Annotated in this window: 12 protein-coding genes and 2 pseudogenes; 5 read left to right on the plus strand and 9 right to left on the minus strand. The window is 66.2% G+C overall.

Features of this window, described 5'->3' with window-relative positions:
- The first annotated feature begins 36 nt into the window (after positions 1-36).
- Both ISP17_RS13155 and ISP17_RS13160 read left to right on the plus strand, forming a co-directional pair.
- On the plus strand, positions 37-2,352 hold the full coding sequence (locus ISP17_RS13155; RefSeq protein ID WP_404633840.1) for a glycoside hydrolase family 31 protein: 2,316 nt from the start codon (positions 37-39) through the stop codon (positions 2,350-2,352).
- A 47-nt stretch (positions 2,353-2,399) separates the two neighbouring features.
- Positions 2,400-3,626, plus strand: a complete 1,227-nt coding sequence (locus ISP17_RS13160) for an SGNH/GDSL hydrolase family protein (RefSeq protein WP_404633842.1) — start codon at positions 2,400-2,402, stop codon at positions 3,624-3,626.
- 226 nt (positions 3,627-3,852) lie between these two features.
- On the opposite strand, the gene ISP17_RS13165 is transcribed toward ISP17_RS13160, so the two are convergent.
- The 3 genes from ISP17_RS13165 to ISP17_RS13175 form a co-directional block, all read right to left on the minus strand.
- Positions 3,853-5,541 (minus strand): family 43 glycosylhydrolase, encoded by a 1,689-nt coding sequence (locus ISP17_RS13165; RefSeq protein WP_404634316.1) that lies wholly within the window; start codon positions 5,539-5,541, stop codon positions 3,853-3,855.
- A gap of 2 nt (positions 5,542-5,543) precedes the next feature.
- A complete protein-coding gene (locus ISP17_RS13170; protein WP_404633844.1) occupies positions 5,544-7,148 on the minus strand; it encodes an alpha-L-fucosidase in 1,605 nt (534 codons plus the stop codon).
- A gap of 296 nt (positions 7,149-7,444) precedes the next feature.
- Entirely contained in the window at positions 7,445-8,671 is a 1,227-nt protein-coding gene (locus ISP17_RS13175; RefSeq protein WP_404633846.1) for a XylR family transcriptional regulator, read from the minus strand.
- Positions 8,672-8,998: 327 nt separating this feature from the next.
- Here ISP17_RS13175 and xylB point away from each other — a divergent pair, with 327 nt between their 5' ends.
- The 3 genes from xylB to ISP17_RS13190 are packed head-to-tail and all read left to right on the plus strand — an operon-like array spanning position 8,999 to position 13,355.
- Positions 8,999-10,498 (plus strand): xylulokinase, encoded by a 1,500-nt coding sequence (gene xylB / locus ISP17_RS13180; RefSeq protein WP_404633848.1) that lies wholly within the window; start codon positions 8,999-9,001, stop codon positions 10,496-10,498.
- 39 nt (positions 10,499-10,537) lie between these two features.
- Positions 10,538-11,878, plus strand: coding sequence for a xylose isomerase (xylA, locus tag ISP17_RS13185; protein WP_404633850.1), 1,341 nt, complete (start codon positions 10,538-10,540; stop codon positions 11,876-11,878).
- A gap of 49 nt (positions 11,879-11,927) precedes the next feature.
- Positions 11,928-13,355, plus strand: coding sequence for a sugar porter family MFS transporter (locus tag ISP17_RS13190; protein ID WP_404633852.1), 1,428 nt, complete (start codon positions 11,928-11,930; stop codon positions 13,353-13,355).
- 639 nt (positions 13,356-13,994) lie between these two features.
- Here ISP17_RS13190 and ISP17_RS13195 read toward each other — a convergent pair.
- From ISP17_RS13195 to ISP17_RS13215, 6 genes and pseudogenes are all read right to left on the minus strand, one after another.
- A pseudogene (locus ISP17_RS13195) lies at positions 13,995-14,416 on the minus strand (integrase core domain-containing protein); the annotation flags it as partial.
- Positions 14,414-14,506 (minus strand): annotated as a pseudogene (locus ISP17_RS19520) (transposase); the annotation flags it as partial. The pseudogenes ISP17_RS19520 and ISP17_RS13195, both read right to left, overlap by 3 nt.
- Positions 14,507-14,642: 136 nt before the next feature.
- A complete protein-coding gene (locus ISP17_RS13200; RefSeq protein ID WP_404633854.1) occupies positions 14,643-16,631 on the minus strand; it encodes a preprotein translocase subunit SecA in 1,989 nt (662 codons plus the stop codon).
- On the minus strand, positions 16,624-18,708 hold the full coding sequence (locus ISP17_RS13205; RefSeq protein ID WP_404633856.1) for a hypothetical protein: 2,085 nt from the start codon (positions 18,706-18,708) through the stop codon (positions 16,624-16,626). The genes ISP17_RS13200 and ISP17_RS13205 overlap by 8 nt, the downstream gene beginning before the upstream one ends.
- Before the next feature lie 72 nt (positions 18,709-18,780).
- Positions 18,781-20,616, minus strand: coding sequence for an efflux RND transporter periplasmic adaptor subunit (locus ISP17_RS13210; RefSeq protein ID WP_404633858.1), 1,836 nt, complete (start codon positions 20,614-20,616; stop codon positions 18,781-18,783).
- Positions 20,613-22,103: a TolC family outer membrane protein gene (locus ISP17_RS13215; RefSeq protein ID WP_404633860.1), complete on the minus strand. Its 1,491-nt coding sequence runs from the start codon at positions 22,101-22,103 to the stop codon at positions 20,613-20,615. The genes ISP17_RS13210 and ISP17_RS13215 overlap by 4 nt, the downstream gene beginning before the upstream one ends.
- Positions 22,104-22,197 lie beyond the last annotated feature (94 nt).

Genomic DNA, 22,197 nt, shown 5'->3' on the forward strand with positions numbered 1-22,197 from the left:
ATTTGGACTTCCCGGATCGCATGGCTGGGCCTGCTCATGTCCTGCACCACGGCGGTTGCTGCCACCGACGCCACGCCGATGGCCACGCTCGACCGGCAAGGCGCATGGGTCAGCGTCGAGGCCTATGGGCCGAACGTCGTCCACGTGACGATCGCCGCCGACAAGGCCCAGGTGCTGAAGCCGGCCGGCTACGGAATCATCACCGCCCACGCCGACAACTCGGCGTTCCACGAAACCCACGACCAGGGCGGCGATACCTTCGCCTCTCCGGCGCTGACCCTGCATGTGGACGCGCCACCGCCACCGCACGTGCCGGGAATCACGGACCGCTATTTCGCGCCGGACCTGGCGCCGGTCCGCCTGCAGGTGAAGAACGCCAAAGGGGAGACGATCGTCGACATGACCGACTGGAACATGTCGCCGCACGAGGTAGCGGGCGAAGCCACCTACCAGGTGGGCGCCACGTTCTCGGCGCCCGCCGGCGAGCACTATTACGGCATGGGCCAGAATCAGGGCAGCCTCGGCCCGCTCGACCTGCGCGGCCGCGTCATCGATTGCAAGCAGTGGTACGACGCGCCGAGCGGCGAAACCGTCTGCGTGCCTTTCATGGTGTCGTCCAGGGGCTACGGCATCATCTGGGACAACCCGTCGGATACGCACTTCGTCGCCGGCATCCGCGGCCACACCAGCTTCGAATCGAAAGTCGGCGAGCGCGTCAGTTTCTTCGTGATCGTCGGCAACACGCCGGAAGCGATCTATTCGGCCTACGCGCGGGTGACCGGCAAGACGCCGATCCCGCCCAAGGCGGCCTTCGGCCTGATCCAGTCCAAGGCACGCTACGACAGCCAGGCCGAAGTGTTGCGCGTCGCGCACACCTATCGCGAAAAGCGCTACCCGCTCGACGTGATGGTCATCGACTGGTTCTACTGGACGCACATGGGTCAGCTGGACATCAACCCGGCGGAATTCCCGGACCCGGACGGCATGAACCGGCAGCTGCATGCCATGGGCATGAAGTCGATCATCTCGATCTGGCCGCGCTTCGAACGCGCCGGGCGCTACTTCAAGGAACTCGACGCCAAGGGCTATTTCCTCAAGGACAAGAATGGCAAGACGGTCGATGGCCTGCCGTTCCGTTCGGATCGCGCCGGCGCCCTGATCGACTCGACCAACCCGGCGGCACGCATGTGGTACTGGGACCACGTGCGCGACAACATCCTGTCGCACGGCTTCGACTATCCGTGGCTGGACGAGACCGAACCGGACCTCGTGCCAGACGGCTTCTTCTTCTCGATCGGCTCCGGCGACCGCTATCACAACGTCTATCCGCTGCTGCACGTGGAAGGTGTCGCGCAGGGCATGCGCGCCTGGAAGCCGGACCAGCGCGTGCTGATCCTCGCCCGCGCGGCCTACCTCGGATCGCAGCGGACCGGCGCGCTGTTCTGGTCCTCGGATGTCGATCCGAGCTGGGAAGCCCTGCAGCGTCAGATCCCCACCGGCCTCAACATGACCGCTTCGGGCATCGCCTACTGGGGCAACGACATCGGCGGCTGGCAATGGTTGCCGCAGACGACCAACGCGACCAGGCCACCGCTGCTCGACCCTTCCGATGCGCGCGACACCGTAGGCCAGAACAACGATTACCCGGAACTGCTCACGCGCTGGTTCGAATACGGCACCTTCCTGCCTACGCTGCGTTTGCATGGCATGCGCAAGCACACTGAAATCTGGGCTTACGGCCACCAAGCCGAGGCGATCATGGCGAAGTACGACAAGCTCCGTTACCGCCTGATTCCCTACATCTACAGCCAAGCCAAGAAGACCTACGACACCGGCGCGCCGTTCATGCGCCCGCTATGGATGGATTTCCCCAACGATCCCAGCGTCGCCGACCTGGGCACGCAATACATGTTCGGCCCGGCCTTCCTGGTGGCGCCAGTCACCACGCAGGGCCAGACGGAAAAGAGTGTCTATCTGCCCGCCGGCAGCGATTGGTACAACTTCTGGACCAACGAGAAGCTGGCCGGCGGGCGCTGGGTCAAGGTGGCGGCGCCGATCGACCAGATCCCCGTCTTCGTTCGTGCTGGCTCGATCGTGCCGCTGGGTTCGGACATCCAGTCGACCGCGTCGAAGCAGGCGATCGCCGAGATCCGCGTCTATCCGGGCCGCGACGGCGACTTCGCCCTCTACAACGACGACGGCACCTCGTATGCCTATGAAGCAGGGAAGGGCATGAACACCCGGCTGCATTGGAACAACGCATCGGGCGTCCTCAGTGCCACCGGCGGCGATGCCGCGTTCGACCGGAAGGTAGCCGGGCTGGTCAAGGTGATGGGCAAACCAGGGAAGTGACCCTCGATACGCCGTTGAATCGGCAGGAACCACGCAGGAGGAACGAGATGCAGCATCGGGTAACGAAGTGGGTAATCGCCGGAGCCATCGGAGCGCTGGCGAGCGGCGCCATGGCGGCCGACGGCAGCGCGCAACGTACCTGGGCGGATGGGTGGTCGGCGCCGCCGGACACCGTCGGCCCGGTGCTGGACGCCCAGACGGTGCGCCAGGTCGTGCGCACCAGCATCGGCGGTTCCGAGCTGCGCGTGCGCCTTTCCAACCTGCTCGGTAGCGTGCCGGTCACGCTGGGTCCGGTGCACGTGGCGCTGAGCGCGGGGGCGGCGGATACGGTGCCCGGCAGCGACCATGTGCTGCTGTTCGATGGCAAGCCAACCGTCACCATCGCCAAGGGCGAGAGGGTGCTCAGCGATCCAGTGAAGATGACGGTGAAGCCGTTGCAGCCGTTGGCGGTGAGCATCTACGCGCCGGCCGACACGCACTACCATCCGGCCACTGTCCACAGCGCCGGGATGGCCACCGCGTACATCACCGAACATGGCGATGCCACCGGGGCAGTGCACTTCCCCCGAGATGAAACCAGCGGCAGCCGCTTCTACCTCACCGACGTCGAAGTGGCCGGCCCGACCCCGCGTCACACCCTCGTCGCCTTTGGCGATTCCATTACCGACGGCGTAGGTTCCAAACAGGACGCGAACGAGCGCTGGCCCGATTACCTGGCTGCGCGCCTGCAGGCCGACCCGCAGCTGTCGTCCATCGCCGTGGCGGATGCCGGCATCGGCGGCAACCGCGTGCTGCACGACGGTTACGGACCCAGCGCACTGGCGCGCTTCGACCGCGATGCGCTGGACCAGCCCGGCGTGCGCTGGGTGATCCTGCTCGAGGGCATCAACGATATCGGTGGTTCGGGTTACGCCTGGGACGCCAAGGACAAGATCGACGCGCAGCAGCTGATCGACGGCATGAAGCAGCTGATCGCACGGGCGCATGCCCGGCACGTGAAGATCTACGGCGCCACCCTGACGCCGTACGGCGGCAACGGCTGGCCGTACCACAGCGCCGCGGGCGAAAAGACGCGCGAGCAGGTGAACGCGTGGATCCGCCATTCCGGCGCCTTCGACGGCGTGGTGGATTTCGACAAGGCGGTCCGCGCCCCGGCGGCGCCGAACAAGATGCGCGCCGACTACGACAGCGGCGACCACCTGCACCCCAGCAGCGCGGGCTACCAAGCCATGGCCAATGCGGTGGACCTGAAGCTGTTCGCCGGCAAGCCGTGAGGAATCACGCGTCCGGTGCGTGAGCGCCAGGCAGTCAGCGCCGCTTCGACGCGACTGCCGGGCGAGGTGGCGTGATGCATGCGGGAGCGGTGTCCTTGCCGCTTGTCGGCAAAGCGCCCGGCGCAGATGGCCCCGCTGACGAGGCCATCTGCGCTCCTCTTCCGGGTTCCGGCCGTGCGGTGAACCGGTGCTTCCCGCTGTGCGGTTTCGCAAGCGCTCCGCGGCATCACACCAGCGGGTTGCCCTCGATCGCACGGTAGCGGAAATCGCTGATCCGCACCGGCCCCTTGCCCGCGGCATAGATGCCCGGCTTCAGGCTCAGGAAGTCGCCGAACACGTTGTGGTGGATGCCGGACACTTCCATGCGCAAGGTGTGCAGTTGCCAGCTGTGTCCGTCGTCGTGCGAGTACTCGAAGGTCACCACGTTGTGATCGTTGGTCAGGCGCACGCGCACCCGCCGGTTGTCCCGCTGGATGCGGGTCCAGGAAAGTTCCTGCGCGTATTCGAAGGTCTTGATCGTGTCCGGCGTGAAGCCGACGCCGACGAACGCCTTGTGGTTGTAGAACAGCAACAGCCCGGCCTCTGCGTTGTCGGACGGTTCCAGCGTGAGCTCCACCACGTAGGCGCGGTCGCCAGCGCAGCAGACCATGGGAGCGCTGTCCGCCGGCGAACCGCCGGCACCGGCCAGCAGCATGCCGCGACCGTCGCGGGTGATCCGCTGCATCTCGGTGGGTCGCGGGTCGTGGAAGGACCACTGCACGCCGAACCGGTCGGTAGAGAAGTCGTCTGACAGTGCGAAGCCGTTCGGGCCGGCCCGCCCACCCGCTGGCTTGCGCAGCGGCTGCGACAGGTCGCCGCCGGTAGCGACCGGCCAGCCGTCCTCGCTCCATTCCATCGGTTCCAGCAGCGTCTGGCGGCCCAGCGTGCGGAAGCCGTTCTCGTAGCCGTGGTAGATCATCCACCAGTCGCCTGCGGGCCCCTCGACCAAGGTCGCGTGGCCGCGCGACCACCAGGGTTCAGCTGCCGACCGGGTACGCACGATGGGATTGTGCGGGCAGTTCTCCCACGGGCCATGTACCGACCGGGAGCGCGCCACGATGACCATGTGGCTGGTGGGCGGGCCCGCGGTGCCACCCACGGCGCTGACCAGGTAGAACCAGCCGTCGCGGCGCAGCAGCTTCGGTCCTTCCGGTGCGAAGTCCTCGACCACCCAGTCCTTCGGGTATTGCCAGGGCGTGTACGCATGCACAAGTTTGCCGTCGGTAGCCATGCCGTCATCGGTCAGGCGGATCATGCGGATGCCGTTGACGAACAGGTAGCGCCGGCCATCTTCGCCGACCACGTGAGCCGGATCGATGCAGCCGGGGATTTCCAGGTCCACCGGGTCGCTCCACGGGCCGACGATGTGCTCGGCGGTGATCACGAAGATCGACCAGTCGCCAGCCGGTTGCTGGGTCGGCAGGTAGATGTAATAGCGGTCTGCGTGCTTGCAGAGGTTGACCGCGAAGATGTTGCCCATCGGCTTGTGCAGGGCTGTCGCGACCGGCGTCCAGTTGACCAGGTCGGTCGAATGCCAGATCACCAGTCCGGGCGACGCGGTGAACGGCGTGAACGTCATGTAGTAGTCGTGGCCGTCCTGGAGCACGGCAGGATCGGGATGGTCCCCGGCGACGATGGGGTTGATATAGGTGCCGTTACCGAGATCGGCCATGCGCTGGTCTTCGGTGCCCGGACGCCAGTACGGCTCGCGTCCGATGCACGGCGGGGCAGGGCTGGCCTTGGCCATGCGCGCCAGCGGGATCGCGGCGGCACCTGCCGCTACGGCCTTGAACAGATTCCGCCGCGCGAGGTCCGGCGCGGGCTCGAAGGAGGGGGTTGCGTCGCCGGCGGTCGCGTCCAAGCGATCGTTGGGCATTTTCATGGAGTGTCCTTTGCGGTGCGGATGGCGAAGACGAACACGGCGGGCCCGGTCGGCCGCGCGCCGGGATGCAGCACCAGCCCCTCGGCGGTGCTCTCCCAGCGCACCGGCGTGGGCGAACCTAGCAGGCGCACGTCCTGCACGTGGTCGCCGGGCGTGATGCTGCCGATGACGGCGGTGCCGTCATCGGGCCAGGCCAGTTCGATGGCGTACACCTTGTCGTCGTTGCGGGTGAAGCGGAAATCGGCGGCGGTGTAGGTGGTGGCCAGCTTTTCCTTGAAGGCGCCGGCGGCCGCTGCGGTGGGGCCCTCGCCGGACACGCGCCAGGGGTGACTGCCGTAGATCGCCGTGCCGTTGGTCGCCAGCCACTGGCCGATGTCCAGCAGCACGGCCTTTTCCTGCGGCACGATGCGGCCGTCCGGCTTGGGGCCGATGTCCAGCAGCAGGTTGCCGTTCTTGCTCACCACGTCGGCCAGCAACTGGACGATCGAGGTGGCCGAGCGATAGGTGTCGTGCTCCACGTAACCCCAGGAGCTGTTGCTGATGGTGGTATCGGTCTGCCATGGCACTGGCTGGATGGCGCCGAGCTGGCCGCGTTCCACGTCCTGCACGCCGCTGCCGCCGGGCATCGCGTGCAGCTTGTAGTTCAGCACCACGCCGCCGCGCCGCGCACCGCGGTTGTAGTAGTAGGCAGCGAACCTGGCCAGGGCGTCGCGGAATGCGGGATGGCCCACCCACCAGTCGAGGTAGATCAGGTCGGGCTGGTAGTACGCCTCCAGTTCGGTGGTGCGCGCCAGCCAGTCATCGACATAGGTAGGCGAAATGTAGGTCCAATCCCGCCCGAGGTCCTGGTATCCACCCTGCATGAAGTGCGGTACCGCTGGGCCGTAGAGATCGGCGTATGCGGGGTCGTTCACGTCGGAGGCGAGTTCGCGGCCGTGATCGAAGAACCAGGAGTGCTCGGCGCGATGCGAGGAGAGGCCGAAGCGAAGGCCCTCGGCGCGCACGGCCCGCTCCAGCGCGGCCACCACGTCGCGTTTCGGCCCCATCTTCGCGGCGGTCCAGCGCGACAGCCGGGAGTCGTACATGGCGAAGCCGTCCGAATGCTCGGCCACCTCGACGACATAGCGCGCGCCGGCCTGCCTGAACAGCTTTGCCCAGGCTGCGGGATCCCAGTGCTGCGCCTGGAACCCGGCAATGAAATCCTTGTAGCCGTGCTGCGCGAGCGGACCGTAGGTGTCCACCTGGTGGGCGTGTTCGCGCGTCGTGTCGTCGTACATGTTGCGCGGGTACCACTCGTTCGCGAACGCCGGCACGGCATATACGCCCCAGTGGATGAAGATGCCGAACTTCGCAGCACCGAACCAGGCCGGCACCCGGTAATGCGCGAGCGATATCCAGTCCGGGCGGAACGGACCGACCGCCTCCCCTTGCGCGACCCTGGCCAGCAGCGCCCGTCGCTCAGGCACGTAGCGCGCGGTAGCACGCTGCCATGCTTGATCCATCTGCGCCGGGGTGAGTGCGCCGGCGGTCGGGGCGTCGGGACTGCCCGGCGGCGGCGCGGCCCATGCCGACAGACTGGTCAGGAGGCACGCGGCCAGCACGCATCCTATGAACGCGGCACGGCGAGGTTCGTGTGGGCAGATGGCATGTCGGAACAAGGGCATGGGAGCTCCTGGCGAAATGGCCCCTGCACGCTAGCAGCAAGCCCGCGCCCGCATGGCGGCTTGTGCGCTTGCATACGAATAAACGTTAGTGCCGGAGGGAGATTTCGCAATCGTCGCCACGACCACGAAGGCTCGATTGGTAGGGCAAGGAGAGTCGCATCGAACACGACAATGCATGTGATGGACTGTGTGGCTAACGATCCGCACCGCCCCGCTACCGTGATGCTGCCTCGCTACAGCGTCGCGCGCTTCGGCGCGGCCAGCGGTTCCGCGACGCCGGGAACGTCTTCGCCGGCCTGTACTGCTTCGGCAAACTGGCGCGGCGTACAACCGAGCTCGCGGCGGAACACCGCGTACATGTACTGGAGCGAGGTGAAGCCGCTGCGCACGGCCACGTCGGCCAGCGGCACGGTGGCATCGGCGAGCATCTGCTGCGCGGTCTGCAGCTTGTGCTGCAGGATCGCCTGGTGGACGGTCAACTTGAGCTCGCGCTTGAAATGCTCCTCCAGCAGGGTGCGCGATACACCGACGTAATCGGCGACCTGGTCCGTCTTGATGCCCAGGCACGCGTACTGGCGGATGTGGTGCAGCGCGCGCATGACGTGCGGATTGTTCATCGGCACGTGCCGGCTGCTGGCCTGCACATTGATGCCCTTGGGTGGCACGATGATCCGTTGCTGGGTGGGGCGCCCGCCGTGCAGCATCTGATGCAGCAGACGCGCTGCGGTGTGTCCCATTTCCTCGGCGCCCTGGATCACCGAAGTCAGCGGGATGCGGCTGAGCAGTTGCGCCATCGGGTCGTTGTCGATACCGACCACCGCGATCTCGGCCGGCACCGGGACGTCGGCCACGATGCAGGCCTGCAGCAGGTGGCGCGCGCGTGCATCGGTGACCGCGATGATGCCGATGGGCTTGGGCAATGCTCGGACCCAGTCTGCGATCGCTTCCTGGGCGACGCCCCAGCCGCCCGCGCTGGTGGGTGAGCCGCGAAACACCAGGCCTTCAAGATGATCCGCGCGGGTCATGCCGAGGAATGCCTGTTCGCGCTCCATCGCCCAGCGGTTGCCCGGCGTGGGTGGCAGGCCGTAGAAGGCGAAGCGCTGCAGGCCCTGATCGATCAGATGGTCGTACGCCAGCCGCACGAGCCTGGCGTTGTCCGTGGCCACGTAGGGAATCCCCGCCGGGTAGTTCGCAGGATCGGCATAAGAGCCACCCACCGCGACCACGGGCAACGGCATGCCGCAGAGCGTCTCGCCGACTACCGGATCGTCGAAGTCGGCGATGATGCCATCGCCGCGCCAGTGGTGGATGCCAACGGTGCGACTGCGGAAATCCTCCTCCATGAAGAGGTCCCACTCGACTCGCGTGGACGTCAGGTACTGCCCTATGCCGGTGAGCACATGGCGGTCGTAGACCTTGTTCGCATTGAACAGCAGTGCGATGCGGTGGGGTGATGGCATGCGATACCACGATCTGCCGTGACGGCATCTACTCGATGGTGTCGACCATACCTGTTGGGAAGTGGCGGCACATGCGGCGTTGCCGCACGGAAAATGACGTGCCGCAATGACGGATTTCGCAATTGCAGCGCTGGTGTACGGGCAGCAGCATCGAACCGGTGACGGGGCTGCGCGCCAGGCCTGGAAGGCGTCGGCAAGTGCCAGCCGACCACCGGCGCGACCGCCGCCGGTCTGTATCCGGACGCATGAAAGGGTGGGTGTCTTGAAGGTTCCGAAGATGAGTGCGGTACCGATGGGAAGCGCAGGCGCCCAAAGGCGGACAGCGGCATGAGCCTCGTCGCCGGCCTGGACATCGGTACCCAGAGCGTCAAGCTGCTCGTTCACGATACCGATCGTCGCCGCACGCTCGCGATTCGCGGGCGGCCGCTGGCGTTGGTCGAGGGTGCTGACGGCAGCCGCGAGCAGCTCCCGGAATGGTGGATCGCCGCAACGGCGCAATGTTTCGCCGATCTCGATGCCGGGCTGCGTGCCCGCATCAGGGCCATCGGGGTTTCCGGCCAGCAGCATGGATTCGTTCCGCTGGACGCGGCGGGCGGGGTGCTCGCTCCGGCGAAACTGTGGTGCGATACCAGCAGCTGGCGCGAGTGCGGCGAGATCATGGCCGCTGCAGGCGGCCACCGGCGGTGCATTGCGCTAGCGGGCAATCCCATCCTGGCCGGCTACACCGCGTCGAAGCTGCCTTGGACACGCAAGCACCGCCCCGACGTCTACCGCCGGCTGGCCAGCATCCTGCTGCCGCACGACTACATCAACTTCTGGCTCACCGGCGAACGCTGGATGGAATGCGGCGACGCCTCCGGCACGGGCTGGTTGGATGTGCGCACGCGACGCTGGTCCAGCGCGATGCTCGCGGCCACCGACGCGGACCGTGACCTGTCGGCCTGCCTGCCGCCGCTGGTCGATGAGCATTTCAGCGCGCCGATCGCGCCGGCCACCGCCGACGCGTTGGGCCTGTCGCGCGAGGTACGCGTGTCGGCCGGCGGTGGCGACAACATGATGGCGGCGATCGGCACCGGCAACGTGGCGCCCGGCATCCTCAGCGTAAGCCTGGGCACCTCGGGCACGTTGTTCGCCAGCACGGAACGTCCATTGGTCGACGATGACGGCTTGTGGGCGGCGTTCTGCTCGTCCACCGGCGGTGGCCTGCCGCTGATCTGCACGATGAACTGCACGGTGGCCACCGGCGGCGTCGCCGAAGCCTTCGGCCTCGAGGCGGGGGAGGGCGACCAGTTGATCGAAGGTACGGCGCCCGGCGCCGATGGCCTGCTGATGCTGCCGTTCTTCAACGGCGAACGCACGCCCGACCTGCCTTCGGCGCGCGCCAGCATGCACGGCATGAGCCCGGGCAACTTCACCCGCGCCCATGTCTATCGCGCGGCAATGGAAGGCGCGACCTACGCGCTGCGCCATGGTTTGGACGCCCTGTGCCGCGCTGGCCTGGCATTCCAGACGATCCGGCTGACCGGTGGCGGGGCGAACAGTGCGCCGTGGCGACAGGTGGTGGCCGACGTGTTCGGCCTGCCGGTGGAGATGCCTGCACAGATCGAGGGTGCTGCCTTCGGCGCGGCTTTGCAGGCCCTGTGGGCATGGCGACATCACGCCGGCGACACCTCGGGCATCGAGGAGATCGCACGCGAACACGTGGCGCTGGACGAGGCACGGGCCGCACGGCCGGACGCCGGTCGCGTGCAGTCGTATCGCGAGCCCTACCAGCAGTTTCTCGAACAACTGACCGTTCTGCAGCAGGCCCACGCGGTCTCGGGCTGATCCGTTTCAAGCAACGCACATGCACAGGAATCGCACCCCATGAACACTCCCTTCGTCGGCAAGCGCGAATACTTCGGCGGCATCGGCCGCATTCCCTACGAGGGCGTCGCCTCCGACAACCCGCTGGCGTTCAAGCACTACGACGCGGACCGCAAGATCGGCGACAAGACCATGGCCGAGCACCTGCGGTTCGCGGTGTGCTACTGGCATACCTTCTGCAACGCCGGACACGATCCGTTCGGCCCCGGCACCCGTGTGTTTCCGTGGGACGCGGACGGTGCGCCACTGGCGCGTGCCGAGGCGAAGATGGACGCGGCGTTCGAGTTCTTCACCAAGCTGGGCGTGCCGTACTACTGCTTCCACGACATCGACATGGCGCCCGACGCCGATGATGTCGGCGAGTACGAAAAGAACCTCAAACACATGGTGGCGCTGGCCAAGGAGCGCCAGCAGGCCACTGGCATGAAGCTGCTGTGGGGCACGGCCAACCTGTTCAGCCACCCGCGCTACATGAACGGCGCGGCCACCAATCCGGACTTCGACGTGGTCGCCCGCGCCGGCGTGCAGATCAAGGCCGCGCTGGAGGCCACGGTCGAGCTGGGCGGCGCCAACTATGTGTTCTGGGGTGGGCGCGAAGGCTATGCCTCACTGCACAACACCCAGATGAAACGCGAGCTGGACCATTTCGCGCGCTTCCTGACGATGGCACGCGACTACGGCCGCAGCATCGGCTTCAAGGGCAACTTCCTGATCGAGCCCAAGCCGATGGAGCCGATGAAGCACCAGTACGACTTCGATTCGTCGACGGTGGCGGGCTTCCTGAAGGCGCACGGCCTGGAGCGGGACTTCAAGCTCAACATCGAGGCGAACCACGCCACGCTGGCGGGCCATACCTTTGAGCACGACCTGCAGGTGGCCTCCGACCATGGCCTGCTCGGCAGCATCGACGCCAACCGCGGTAACGCCCAGAACGGCTGGGATACCGATCAATTTCCCAGCGACCTGTACGACACGGTGGGGGCCATGCTGGTGGTGCTGCGCCAGGGCGGGTTGGCCCCGGGCGGTCTCAATTTCGATGCCAAGGTGCGGCGCGAGTCGACCGATGCAGAAGACCTCTTCATGGCCCACATCGGCGGTATGGACGCCTTTGCGCGAGGCCTTGAGGTGGCGCACGCAATGCTCACGCAGTCGCCGCTGGAGCAATGGCGCGCCGAACGCTATGCCAGCTTCGACGCCGGCAACGGTCGCGCCTTTGCCGATGGCAAGTTGAGCATGGATGATCTGCGTTCGCATGCAATTGCCCGCGGCGAGCCCGCGCAGCGCAGCGGCAAGCAGGAGCGCTACGAGAACCTCGTCAACCAGTACCTGGTGCGGGTGTAGGCCATTCGGCGTTGCAACAGGACAGGCGAGGGGAGATCCGATCGTGGACATGCACAGCGCGACATTCGATACCAGCGGTTCGATCGAGCAGGCGGAAAACACGCGACTGATCGTGCAGATCAGTTGCGTCGCCACCCTGGGTGGTTTCCTGTTCGGCTTCGACAGCGGCGTGATCAACGGCACGGTGGACGGGCTCAAGCAGGCCTTCCACTCGACCGCGGCCGGCATCGGCTTCGAGGTGGCCTCGATGCTGCTCGGCTGCGCCATCGGCGCGTTCTTCGCCGGGCGCGCCGCCGACTACCAGGGACGGCGCACGGTGCTGATTGCCGCGGCGATCTTGTTCCTGCTGTCGGCATTGGGGGCCGGCGCCGCGCCCGGCGTGGTGTTCTTCGTGGCGGCGCGTCTGGCCGGTGGTTTCGCGGTGGGCGCTGCCAGCGTGATCGCGCCGGCATACATCGCGGAGGTGGCCCCGGCACGCTATCGCGGGCGCCTGGCCACCATGCAGCAGGTGGCGATCATCAGCGGCCTGTTCTGCGCCTTTCTCAGCAACTACCTGCTGGCCAGGGCGGCGGGCGCGTCCACCGAAGCGCTGTGGCTGGGCCTGGACGCGTGGCGCTGGATGTTCTGGATGCAGGTGCTGCCCTCAACCCTGTTCCTGGTTTCGCTGACCTTCATTCCGGAGAGCCCCCGCTTCCTGGTGATGCGCAAGCGCGAGGCGGAGGCTCAGGCGGTGCTGGTGCGGCTGTACGGCGAGGACATCGCGCGCACGAAGCTCGCCGATATCGGCGGCTCGCTGGCGCAGGATCGCCATCGTCCCAAGCTTTCCGACCTGATCGACAAGACCACCCGGCGCATGCACCCGATCGTGTGGGTCGGCATCGGGTTGGCGGTGCTGCAGCAACTGGTGGGCATCAACGTGGTGTTCTACTACGGCGCCGTGCTGTGGCAGGCGGTGGGCTTTTCCGAGAGCGACGCCCTGTTGATCAACGTGGTGTCCGGTGCATTGAGCATCGCCGCCTGCCTGGTGACCGTGGGCCTGGTGGACCGCATCGGCCGCAAGCCGCTGCTGTGGATCGGCTCGCTGGGCATGACGGTCTCGCTGGCGCTGGTGGTGTGGGCGTTCGCGCAGGCGCACATCGATGCGGCGGGCAAGCTGGCGTTGCCGCCGCCGATGGGCACGCTGGCGCTGGTGGCGGCCAATGTCTACGTCGTGTTCTTCAACATGTCGTGGGGCCCGGTGATGTGGGTGATGCTGGGCGAGATGTTCCCGAACCAGATCCGCGGCTCCAGCCTGGCTGTGTCCGGTGCCGCGCAATGGATCGCCAACTTCGCCATCACCATCAGCTTCCCGTTGCTGCTGGCCGGTATCGGGCTGGCGCCCACCTATGCCATCTACGCGGTGGCCGCAGCGTTGTCGACGGTGTTCGTGCTCCGCTGGGTCAGGGAGACGCGGGGCAGGGAGCTGGAACAGATGTGAATGGAGGCAAGCACGAGCCGACGGGGCAGGGCCCGCACCTCGTCGCATGCTGCCTCACCGTCAGTGGGACCAAGGCCAGTCGTCGAAGCCGCGAAGGGGGAGGCTGCCGCCAAGCCCGGTCGGGGCATCGACGGCCCGGCTTCCTGGACCCGGATGTATCAGGGCAGTCGGCCGGATCCGGTGAGGGGCCGAACAGAACAACGAACTGCGCCTGACTCCCTCGCAGCAATCAGCAAGGCGTAACCGGACCCGTGGCGCCGTCGGTTCAATGGTTGGGGCCCCGGCAGTTGCTTTCCGTATCGTCTGGAGAGGATGACTTGAACTATGTCGTGCTCCTGATGGGAGAGAATTTCCTCGTGGCCGGACAGTCCGAATTGCAGGGCTTCTTCATCACCAAGAGGATTGAGGCCTTTAGTGAGGAAATAGCCGCGGCACAGGCCGTAGCAGCGGTCAGGAACGACCCTCAATTCTCTCAGGCACCTTCCGTTGAGCCCACCGTAACGGTCAAAGCCGTTCGCCAACTCCTAGAATCAAACCATACGAGAGAAGCGAAATATTTCTTCTTCCCAATGGAGACCTCACGGCACGAGCGAGTCCGACGCCCACGCTTTGAGTAGCGGAACGGTTTAGAGTCCGGGTTCACTTTAACTGCTTCGCATAGGCGGCGGGCCTCAGCCCGCCCTTCTTCGGTTGCTCCTCGTTGTATTCCCGCCGCCAGCGTTTGATCTCGGCGCGTGCAGCAGGCTGGGAAACCAATGCTCGTTGAGGCATTCGTCGCGCAGGTGGCCATTGAACGATTCGATGTAAGCGTTCTGGTTTGGCTTGCACGGTTCGATCAGACGCAGTTGCACGCCGCGCTCGTGGGCCCAGGGCACCATCGCCGTGCCGCAGAACTCCTGCCGTTGTCGCTGCGAATCACCTTTGGCAGGCCGCGACTGAGTGCCAGGCGGTCCATCACTCGGGTCACACCCTTATCGGGGATGGCCCGCTCGACCTCGACTGGCCACCGCCTCGTGGGTGGCGTCATCTACGACTGTCAGGCACTCGAGCACGCGGCCCTTGCGGCACAGCTCTTTCACCGGCATGCCGGCTTCCGCCTCACGCAGGAAGCCGATGATCTGTTCTTCGGAAAGCGCTTCTTCATGTCCAATCTCTTTCAGGTGAGGGATTGAACTACAAACCGCGGTGCTACCCACAAAACAGGGGGACGTCGGTGGAGCCGACTGCGAATGCGATAAGCGTTCGAGTCGAGACTTCGTGCCACTCAAACCTGACTCGTCGCCACAGTCACTTGGAGCGATTCCCTACGAAGCTGAGTGCCTGGACCCAGTGCGTGTCGCGCTGCATCGTATCGGTCCGTTGCCTGCGATAGTGGCGTTCCGCGCGCTGCTGCACCGCGGCGGTCCAGTAGCGAAGCAGGCGGCGGCTGCGGCGTTGGTCGTGAATCAGCAACGCCAGCAACCTGCGGGTGAAGAATGAGGCGAAGCGCTGATAGAGCTCGTCGTCGATGCTGACGATGGCCTCCGTGCTGCCGGGGTTGCCCTGCCGTGCGCAGCGGCCAAACAGCTGGCGGTCCACCCGCGCCGATTCGTGGAACTCGGTCAGTATCACGTGCAGGCCACCGGCTTCCTCCACCTCGGGAGCCAGCTTAATGTCGGTGCCGCGGCCGGCCATGTTGGTCGCCACCGTGATCCGCCCGGGTTGACCGGCTTGTCCGACCGCCTCGGCCTCGGCCTCGTCCTGACGTGCGTTGAGCAGGGTGTAGTGCACGCCGGCGGCGTCCAGCAGACGACCCAGGTGCTCGGAGGCCTCGACCGAGCGGGTGCCGACCAGCACGGCGCGGCCGCTGGCCGCCATGCGGGCGGCCCGATCGGCGACGACGTGCCAGCGGCGTTGCGAATCGATGCAGACCCGGTCGGCCAGGCGTGCCCGCCGGCTCGGCCGGTGAGTGGGAATGCGGCTGACCGAAAGGTCGTAGCAGCGCTTGACCTCAGCGGCCACTTCCTTGGCGGTGCCGGTCATGCCGCAAAGCAGCAGGTAACGGCAGAAGAAGCGCTGGTAGGTGATCTGCGCCAGGGTGCGTCGTTGCCCGGTCACCTCGCAGCCCTCCTTGGTCTCGATCATCTGGTGCAGGCCGCGCTCCCAGGTGCGGTCGGCCATCACGCGGCCGGTGGACTCGTCCACGATCTGCACCTTGCCCTCGGCGAGGATGTAGTGCTGATCTCGCTGGAACAGATGCAACGCGGAGAGCGCCTTCTGGATGAACTCCTCGCGCCAGAGTGGCGACATCCACAAGCCGCCCAATCCTGCGCTGTCACGCCGCGCGACCCGCTTGCCTATGGGCGTCAGCCACACGTCCCGGTGCGGCCCCAGGATGTAGTCAGCTCCTTGCCTCAGTCCCTGGGCCAACGCGATCGCCTGTCCGTAGATGGCCGGGTCCAGGTCATCTGGCAAGGTCTCTGAGATGATCAGCGGGGTGCCTGCCTCGTCGATCAGCACGCTGTCCGCCTCATCGACGATGGCCACGTGCAGCCCGCGCAGGATCGGTGGCTCGCCGCGGCGGGCACCGGTAAATTCGCGCAGCCGCTGCTGTGTCCGCGACGCCTCGCCCAGGGCAATGCAATCCTTGAGGTAGTCGAACGTCAGCTCCTTGTTCGACACATAGGTGATGTGGCATGCGTACGCCTCGCGACGCTTGGGCACCTCCATGTCCTGCAGCACGACTCCGACCGACAGGCCGAGCAGCTCGAACAGCTTGCGGTTGTGCTCGGCGTCCCGTTCGGCAAGGTAATCGTTCACCGTCACCACGTGCACCGCTGCGCCGCAGATGGCGGCCGTACATGCTGCAAGGGTCGCGGCGAGGGTCTTGCCTTCTCCCGTGGACATCTCGGCCAGCCGACCTCGCAGCAGGGCGCGGCCGGCCATCAACTGCACATCATGGTGGCGCATGCCGAGCGTGCGCCGGGACGCCTCGCGGATCAGTGCGAAGGCGTGGGCCAGGGCATGGTCGGTAAAGCCTTCCCGGCGCATGCGCACGGCCGCGGCGTCCAGGGCAGCGCGCAGCCCCGCGTCATCCAGCGCTGCGGCGACGGCCTCGCGCGCGCCGGTCAGACGCAGGAAGCGTCGCGTGCGCAGTCGCTCTAGCCGGGGCATACGGTCCAGCCAGGCGCGAAGCCGGTCTTCCCATGGCTTGCGCAGCGGGTCGATGCGCTCGAGGTAGGGACCATCCGCCAGGGGTACCTCGCGTCCGGCCAGCAAGGCGCGGACGTCAGACATCGAAATGGCTCAGGAATACCTGGCGCAGGCGCCGCAAGGCTTGGCGAAACAACGGTTCGTGGCCGTGCTCGAAGCGGATTTCGACACGCTCGCCGAACACCGGCCGGGCGTCGGGCGGGAGCGCGAGGTCGATGATGAACACGCGTTCGAGCGTTTGGAGGCCGTGCGGGTCGCTGGGACTGGTGGGGATGCGGCCGCCACCAGCGATGCCCAGTGCCGCTGTCGGCAGTTCCTGCACGGCCGCCGGGAATTGGCGCACCACACGGGAGGCCCTGACCCGGTCCAGTGAATCGCTCAGCCGCAGCGAGACCCCGGTCAGCCGCTGGTGCACCAGATCGATATCGTCCTGCCGCACCACGGCCCGAACCAGCAGGTCGTTGTTCCTGAGTACGTAGCCCAGCAACTCCCCCTTCTTGAAGTAGCGCTCGGGCATGTCCTGGGACGTCGCCACCATCAACCGGCCGCTGCGCTCGGCGCTGCCGTCGAGGCGCTCGACCCGCCGCCGCGCCTGTTCAAGCACGTCCTGCGCCTCGGCAAGCTGCCGGGCGGTCTGCGCGGCCTTGACCGGATCACTGAACTGGTCGGCCTGGTAGCGCGCCTGCGCCTGGGCCAGTCTGGCCTGGTCGACGGCCAGCTCCGCACGCAGGTCTGGATCGCGCAGTGTGTAAAGCGGCTGCCCCTGCGTGACCATGTTTCCAGGCGGCACGTCCCATCGCTCGAAAAAGCCGTTCTCGCGGGCCCGGACCATGGCCCGGTCCGGCAGCCACGCCACGCCCTGCGCCTGGGTTCTCAGTGGTACCGGCAGCAGTGTCAACGCGGCCAGCAGGCAGGCCAGAACACCTGTTGTGCGCAGCATCGCCTGCCGCCGCCGACGGTGCAGTGCAGGCGCCGAGACCAGGTGCTTCCAGCCCCGGTACAGCGGCATCAGAAGCAGGCTGATGGCGCTCCAGCAGGCCATCAGCACGCCGAAGACAAAAAACTTGTTGGCGACCAGGAAGATGATCGATGCGGTGACGAAGGTGCGGTAGCACCAGGCGAGCGGCGTGTACAGCACCAGCCAGCGCTGTTCCGCCGGCGTTTCGTCCGGCCGGGTCGCCTCGTTCGATCCGAATGCGTAACGGTCCAGCAGCCAGGTCCACCACGCCTGGCCGCGCTGCGCCAGGTTGGGCATCTCGATCAGGTCGGCCAGGATGTAGTAACCGTCATAGCGCAGCAGCGGGTTGCCGTTGACCACCAGCGTCGACACGCCGCCGATCACCATGACGTTGTACGCCACTGCACGCAACACGCCCGGCTCGGCAAGCAGCCATGCGTAAAGCGCCAAGGCGGCCAGCAGTAGTTCGACCAGCATTCCGGCCGCTGCCACCAGGGCACGTCGGTACTTGGAAGGAAAGGCCGAGGAAGCGGAAGCCTCCACGTACGGCACCGGGGCAAAGATCAGGAACATCAGTCCCAATTCGCGCACGGCGCCGCCCCAGCGCTTGACCGCGAAGCCGTGACCCAATTCGTGCAGCAGCTTGACCAGCGGATAGACGGCCAGCATTACCAACAGATTGCTGGTGGAGAGCACCCGGTCGGAAAGGTTGCGGGTGAGCTCGGACCAGTGCTCGGCGGCCAGGACGACCGCCGGCAGCACGGTGGCCAGCCACAGCACCGCCCCCAGCGGGCCGAAGCACCAAGTGACCAGGGGCGCCAGCGCGCCGAGCAGTCGATCGGGATTGAACAGCGGCAGCTTCAGGCTCATCGGATTGAGCAGCCATTGCTTCACCGTATCGGTGCGTTTCTTGCGATGGCGCTCCATCGCCGCGGAGGAATCCGGCGCCACGTCGGTCTGCAGCAGGTCGGCCGAGTGCAACTGCACCAGCAGGTCGACCACCTCCGGCTGGGTGCAGGCGTCGCGCACCTCCGCGGCGTTCGCGTTTTCCCACAGCGACTGCACGGTGGCCTTGCCATCCATGCCGGCGATCAGCGCATAGGCCGCCGTGGAGAAGCGATAAACCCGTCCTCCCGTCTGGTCCTGGACCACGTACCAGGGTTTGCCACGAAACACCACGCGCTGGACCACGGCGTAGGGCATCAGGCGGGGCCGCAGGCCGGCGACGCTGTGCCAGGACGGACTGAAAGGGCTACGCGCCATATCCGTCCGGCCTCACGGGCTCCAGCGCCACAAGCTCACCCGCAGCCAATCCAGGAAGCCGTGCAGCAACACCCAGCCCATCCTGCGTCGACCGATGGCGACCTTGCTGACACCCTCCATACCCGGCAGCAGCAAATTCGATGCATGGTCCAGCCGTGCCTCGACCCGAAAGAAGTTCTTGCCGTCCTCGCTCGTGGCCACCGGCATGATCCGGGCGACCGTGAAGGGCAGGGGATCGCCGGCCAGGCCGGTCATCACCAGCTCGCCCGGTTGACCGACGCGGATCTGGCCGATGTCATGCTCGTCCACCTGCATGATGATGCGGTAGCTGTGCAGCGGCGCGATCTCGAACAGCTTCTTGCCAGCCTCCAGCGGCGTGCCGGTCTGCTGGCTCAGGTCGCCCGACACGATCACGCCGTCGTACGGCGCACGAATCCGGGCACGGGCGAGTTTGTCTTGGGTCAGGTCCAGTTGCGCCTGGGCTTCGTCGAGTTGTGCGGTCACCACCCTCACGGCGCTCAAGTCATGGGTGGCGAGCGCTTCGCGCAGTTTGTTCTGATACTGGTCGCGCTGGCTTGCCCACTTGGCCTGCTCCACCCGCAGCTCATGGTCGTCCAATTGGGCCAATAGCTGGTCTTTGTGTACGGTGTCTCCGGCCCGCACGAAGCTCGCCGCGAGAAAGCCTTCGAAAGGTGCCGCCGCCACGCGCTGGATGGAGCCCTCGCTGACGGTTTTCGCAGACACGCGATAAGGCACCTGACACCACACCAGCACTGCAGCGACGGCGGCCACTGCGATGGTGGCGAATTTCCACACCAAGTGACGCGGCCCGAGTATCGCCTTCAGAAGCCGCGACGCTTCGGTGCCCAGGCGTTGCACCGAGTTGCGCTCGGCATCGCGACGCTGGGCGATCACCGGTGCGAACAGCTCCGCGAAGGTCTCTAGCCATTGACGCTGATCAGCGTCGAAGGCAGGCCCCTGGTCGCGCTCAAGCGTGATCACCGCAACCGTGCGCGCATGCAGGTCCACGGGCACCGACAGCACCACCTGGGCACCCACCTGACGCAACAGCGCCGCGTGTGCCCGATAGCCCCCCGCCAGCGCGCCGTCGGCATCGATGGCCGCCTCCACAGGCTGGGCCAGGTCGCAGGCTTCGGCCATGGCGTCGGCGTAGGCGCGCACGATCGGTGACGACTTCTCGAACGTTGCCGCTTCGGAAAGCGCCACGATTCGCACCTGCGCATCGTGGAGCAGGCCAATCGCTACCCGCGAACATACGAAGCGTTGGCGCAGCGTGGTGGTCAACTCGAACAGAGCCTGTTGCAGCCGGGCATGGCGCAGGGCAGTGGCGATGGTTTCCAGGATGCCCAGCGAACGCTCACTGGCCTTGGCGGCTGCGTCAGCATCGCGCTTGCCGAGCAAGTTGCTGAGCCACGCACTGCCCCAATGCAGTTCGCGCAGCAACGGCGCCGCCTCTGCCGATGTGATGGCCGCTTCGATGACCACGGACGCGGCCACCCGCTCGTTCACCATTACGGGTAACGCAATATGGAGGATGCCGGCTTCCTCCGTGGCCGTTACCAGCACGGGACGTCGTTCGGCCAGGCTGCGCTGGACCGCCGCGCCCATGCGGCCCATATCGGTGCTGGCCGCCGGCCAGACCGCAATCGGCACGAAGGCCTGGCTGTCGCTGGCCTCCACCAGCACGGCACCCATCCGCACCTCGGGGAATTTCTCGCAGATCAGCGCCAGCCAGGCGGAGCAAAACGCGTCGGACGTACGAGCCGCCAGGAACCGCTCCCAGCCGGACGCCGGCCGGGATGGCACGGTGGCGGCGGGCTGGTTCATTGCTCCGCCCCCGCTGTCAGAGTGAGTGAAGGCTCGCTGTCGGTGGCCACGAACAGGCGATCGAGTTCATCCACATCATCGGAACTAAGCTCACCCAACGTGGCGCGCAGCTTCACGTAGGCGGCCATCTGCTGGTAACGGCCCTTGCGCATGTTGCGGCGGGCGGCCATCCACTGCTGGCGTGCGTCGAGAACATCCGCGTGGGTTTTCAAGCCCTGCTGCTCACCGTGTGCAGCAGCGATCCAGGCCAAGCGCGTAGACTTCATTGTGGCGCGCGAAGCCTCGGCCTTGGCCAACCCAGAGCGCCATTCAAAGAACGACGTCTTGATGTCCAGGATGGCCTGCCGCCGGGTCTCGTCCCGATCGGCCAGTGCCTTGTCACGCTCTGCCAGGGATTCGGCGACCTTCGCAGATTGGGTTCCGCCGGAATACAACGGTACGTTTAGCTGCAGGCCCACTGTGAACGTCCTGATGCCATAACCAGCCTGCCCTGGAAAGTTGCCCACCGCCTGGTCGTTGGTGCCGTAGCTGGCGACTAGATCCAGCGTCGGGGAGTGCCCTGCGCGCTGCTTGCGGATTTCATCATTGGCCGCTTCGATCGCCTTGTTGGCGGCATGCAGGCTGGGGCAGTGCACATCTATCTGGTTCAACCAGGCATCGAGGTCTTTGCCCACCAGGTCGGGCAAGGTGGCATCCTCACGTAGATACGGTTGGACCAAGCCATCAGCCGGCCCAGTCCACTGCTCCAGCAAGGCCAGCTTGCTGTCGCGATCGAGCTCTGCAGAGGCCTCGTCTGCAGCCGCTTCGCGATACTTCGCCTCGGCTTCCGCTGCCTGCGGCGCACCTTGGGTGCCCAGCTCCCCGCCACGTCGAGCCATTTTCCACCGCTCACGTAATGCTTCTGTCTGACTACGTGAAAATTCCAGCTCGTCGCGGGCCTGCATCAGGTCGAACCAAGCGCTGGCCAATTTGGCGTAGAGCTTCTGTTCGGCATCGGCCAGTTGGTAGTCCGCCTGTGCCTGACTTTCCTGTGCCTGGTGCCAGGTAGATGTATTTGCCGGTCGCCAGATCGGCTGGTTAAGACTCAGCTGATAGCTATGGGCGTGGTAACGGTCATGCATGGTGTCCGTGACATCATCATGCGTGTTGTAGTTGCGTCTATTGCCATTCGCGCTCGCGGTCAGCGAAAGCTGTGGCAGCATTGCGCCAAGGGCCTGACGTGACCGTGCGCGTGAAACAGCTGCGCTGGCCTCTGCGGCTCGCACGCTGGGGGCCATCTCGTGTGCTGCGTCGAAAACCTCGCTCAGGGTGGTCGGTTTGATCGCAGCGACAGCGCTATAGGCAATCAACGATGGCATCAAAAGCAGGCAAGCAATGCCTGTCCGAATTACAGATCCAAGCACGCGTCTTCGCCCTGAAGGCATGATCGACGGCAGACCACTTACCAGGTTCGCTCCCGGTAGGCGCTGCATGGCAAGACGTGACATGAGTGAGCTGGACCCCGTTCCTTGGCGACTGCCAGGGGACTGTCGGTCCTTGGATCGACGCGACACTACCAAGCGCCAAGTTGAGCTGGCGCCA

It is taken from the genome of Dyella ginsengisoli (genome assembly GCF_044904665.1).
Classification (GTDB): Bacteria; Pseudomonadota; Gammaproteobacteria; order Xanthomonadales; family Rhodanobacteraceae; genus Dyella_A; species Dyella_A ginsengisoli.